Genomic DNA, 3430 nt, shown 5'->3' with positions numbered 1-3430 from the left:
GACTAGTTTACAAGCCGGCATCGACAATTATGTGAAACTGGCGCAGTCGATGAACAGCCCGCTGCTACCAGACCGCTCCATTTCCACCAACGTCGAGCAATCGGTGCAAATACTTCAGGCCAGAGACCGGCAGCGCAACAGCCGCTTCTTGGAATTGATGGCTTTGCCCCTGACTGAAAAAGAGCGGCAGGATAGCGTGGCGGCTCTGCTCGGCTATTCACATGTGGGTGGTGTTTGAAGAAAAAAAAATTTCCCAAAAAGTAACCAAAAAGAAAAAAAAAGGAGACTCTGTCGTGCTAAAAACAAAGAAAGAATGCAGGTCGAAACAAAAAAGGTGCTGCACTTGGCATGTTCCTCTGTGTGCGTCGTCATTGTGGTGTTGATGCTGGTAGTTTTGCTTGTGCGTATTGCGGCTTCGTTTAAGATTGCCGCAGCCAGCGCTAGCGAACAGATGGTCAAAGTCGGCCACCGATCGCTGCCAATTTTTGTTTTTGAGCCGGCCAAGGATTCAGTGACGCCGGCGCAAATCGCCATGGACTACCAGCTGCAAATGAATTTGTTTATTTTGCGCAACGGGTTTTTAACAGGCACACCTGCGTTGTCGGCCTGTGTGGAAAATGCCTGCAAAGCAGCTTACACCTTGGCCCAACTCAAGGCCGGATTCAACCACAATACTGGCATGGGTATGCAAGTGAGCCAAATACGCCCCTTGGCGCCGTTGCGGGAGCTGCCGCACTATGGACCTTTGAACAAGTAAAAAAAAATGTGTTTTTTTTTCAGGGCTTTTTTGTAATTTAAAATAAAACGCAAAGACCAACAAGATGAATTCATTGCTTTTGGCTCTCATTTGCTTATTGATTGTGCTGATGGCCATTATGATTATCACCGCAAAACCAGGGCAAAAGACGCCGGGCGCTGGATTAACCGCATCCAAAGCGTCTAAAAAAGGCTGCGGGTGTGGTGGTTAGGCAGCAGTGTCGGACCAGTCTTTCCACACTGTCCAACCCAGAACCCCGAAAACAGCCAGGCAAAAAATAATAATCAGAGCTGTGAGCACACGATCTACAACACTGGGCTCGCTGACAGCCGATGGCGCTGGCGGTGGCGCAGTAAGAGCGGGCGTTTGAGTGATGTCATCACTGCCTTTTTTTGAAAAGAGCGATGTGAAAACAGTGCTGCTGGCCACATTGACTGGCACAATGCTGGTGACAGTGGTCGTCGTGGTGGGTTTAGTCAGCACCCAGGTCGGTGTGCCATTCAGCACTTGAATCGTGTACGGCACACCGTCGACTGGAGCCGGCGGCAAAAGAGATTTTTTCATTGAACCAAAAATGGGGTATCCGTCTTCGCCTTTTTCGTCTTCTTTTTTCGAAGACAAGGGTGTTTGAGTGGCAGGCGGAATGCCGTTCAACGTAATTCGTTGGGCCAAAATCGTGCTGGTGTCGTCGGCCACCAATATGTTGAAATTCAGCACCGTGTTGCTGCCGATAGCCTGCGGAGCAATAAAGTTGGCGCCGGCCAGCGCCATGTTGACTTGGGCTACGGTGCCTTTAAAAGCAATAGACAGGACATTGGTGCCGGTGATGTGCACAGGCCCTTTTGCCGAATAAATGTTCTGCGCCATGGCCCGGCCGGCTGTGCTGACCGTGTTGGCGTGCACCGAGGCGCCAAAGGTTTCTGTTGTGCCGATGCTCGCCAGTGCAGACGGCACTTCGGGAATGATGGTGACGGTGGCGTTATCGGCTCCATTTTTGGTTATTGAAATGTTGGGAAAAGGCGACGGCACGCCGATGGTAAATGTCGTTTGTCGGGCTGCAGCGATCGATGCTGTGATGTTCGGAGTGTGGTTTGCAAAGGTCAGTGTCTGCGAGAACGAAGCGTTGCCGTCGTGGCCCACCACCATAATCTTGGCTTTGGAAATGTCCTTGTGCTCATCGTAGGTGAATTTGATGCCTTGCAGCATGGTCGGCACCACATACATGGGCGGGCCCGAGACGGTGCACACGCCATCCTTGTAATTGATGGCTGTCAGGGCGCTGTTGGAAGCCAGCGCAAAAAGGGTGGGCTCGGACATGGTCATGACCAGCGACATGGTTTTTGTGCTGGCATCATAAGCAGGTGTCGAGCCTGGCACAAGACACACAATCACCGATCCTGCATTTTCGGTGATTGGAATCGGGTTGACCAGAGGAAAAGTGATGGACATTTTTTTTTCTCGCTTTTATTCTTTCTTCGCTTTCAGTTCCAAAAAATATACTTTTCTGTTTTTTAATAATTTAAAAAATACATGGATAATTCCAACAAATCTCTTCATCAGCAGGAATAAAACGAGTAGCTACAAGACACAACACTGGCGGTTGAACGTCAGACAACATTCGCGGCGGCGACGTGGGCTGACCAAGAACTTTCTTCTCATATGTTTTCACAGGCAAGTAATCGCGGCGCGCGTTGGGGGCCACCATGTCCGAGTTGGCAAAACAAGCCCAGCCTCTAGTACTTTCTAATTCTTCAATGTTGGCTGGCGGCTCGCAGTCCAGCACATAGTCTGTGTTGGCAACGCGAATGGCGTAGCGCCGGGCATTTTCGCTGAGTAGAGTGCGGTCCTTCAAAAGGCGGCCGGAAAATGTGCACAATAAAGTTCCTTTCATAATATCAGCCCGCGCATAAAGCCCACAACCTTGTGTGGTGCTAGGCCTGATTTCGATGCGAGAATCGTTGTAGCCGATGCGTGGCCACATATTCCTCTCTTCTCTTCTTCTTCTTCTTCTTCTTCTTCTTTCAGAAAACAAAAATGATGTTGAAAAATCTATTTTTTTTTTTTAGAAAAAAACCGTTGTTGTTAAAAATACGGATTGCGCGCCGTGTAAAAATCTTCAAACTTTTTGTCCGAATCGTTGTTTTCTCCAACCTCTCCTCCTTTTTCGTTTGTTGCTGCACGAGAGCCTTGGGCTTGTCGGCCCAAATGCAAACCCAAGCCAAAAGACAGGACGGAAAAAATGACAACCAGAAGAGCAATTTGCCAGACGTGCATTATTTGTTCAGCAGCTGCTTTTCTTTTCAAAAACTTTGTGCGTTCAAAATTTATTTTTTTTATTTTCCCTGAGTTTTACAAAAGTAAAAAAAAAATGTTTGCGATTGTTGTGGTGGGAAAAACAGGCCGGGTGGTCGGCATAGGCAGCAGTGAGGAAAATGCTGTGCGGATGCTCGATCGGTCCCGTATTGCTTTTGCATCAAGAAACGCCTGTTGTTTAAACGATTTGCATCATTACTTTATCAGCCGTAACTCCAAATGGTACTTGAAAAGCAAGTTGATTACACCACATCACACGACAGAAAAATGTGGTCGCTTCACCGTCACGACTTTTCCTTGAAACGGCGTTGCGACAATTTTGAGAGTGAAATTGAAATTGCTTTTCGCTCATTTTTTTTT

The 3430-nt window shown here is 48.1% G+C and carries 6 protein-coding genes; 2 read left to right on the top strand and 4 right to left on the bottom strand.

Annotated elements, in window-relative coordinates; translation table 11 throughout:
- Both Q0072_RS16095 and Q0072_RS16090 read left to right on the top strand, forming a co-directional pair.
- Positions 1–238: hypothetical protein (locus Q0072_RS16095; RefSeq protein ID WP_298332185.1), on the top strand; the 238-nt coding region annotated here is incomplete at its 5' end.
- Positions 239–313: 75 nt separating this feature from the next.
- Positions 314–757: a hypothetical protein gene (locus Q0072_RS16090; protein WP_298332182.1), complete on the top strand. Its 444-nt coding sequence runs from the start codon at positions 314–316 to the stop codon at positions 755–757.
- 207 nt (positions 758–964) lie between these two features.
- On the opposite strand, the gene Q0072_RS16085 is transcribed toward Q0072_RS16090, so the two are convergent.
- The 4 genes from Q0072_RS16085 to Q0072_RS16070 form a co-directional block, all read right to left on the bottom strand.
- Entirely contained in the window at positions 965–2206 is a 1242-nt protein-coding gene (locus Q0072_RS16085; RefSeq protein WP_298332179.1) for a hypothetical protein, read from the bottom strand.
- A 70-nt stretch (positions 2207–2276) separates the two neighbouring features.
- On the bottom strand, positions 2277–2738 hold the full coding sequence (locus tag Q0072_RS16080) for an SET domain-containing protein (protein WP_298332176.1): 462 nt from the start codon (positions 2736–2738) through the stop codon (positions 2277–2279).
- Between the two features lie 101 nt (positions 2739–2839).
- Complete coding sequence (locus tag Q0072_RS16075; RefSeq protein ID WP_298332173.1) at positions 2840–3061, bottom strand: hypothetical protein; 222 nt, start codon at positions 3059–3061, stop codon at positions 2840–2842.
- Between the two features lie 187 nt (positions 3062–3248).
- Positions 3249–3430: hypothetical protein (locus tag Q0072_RS16070; RefSeq protein WP_298332171.1), on the bottom strand; the 182-nt coding region annotated here is incomplete at its 5' end.

Source organism: Asticcacaulis sp. (assembly GCF_027484505.1).
Taxonomy (GTDB): domain Bacteria; phylum Pseudomonadota; class Alphaproteobacteria; order Caulobacterales; family Caulobacteraceae; genus Asticcacaulis.
This window is presented reverse-complemented; position numbering and strand designations above follow the sequence as displayed.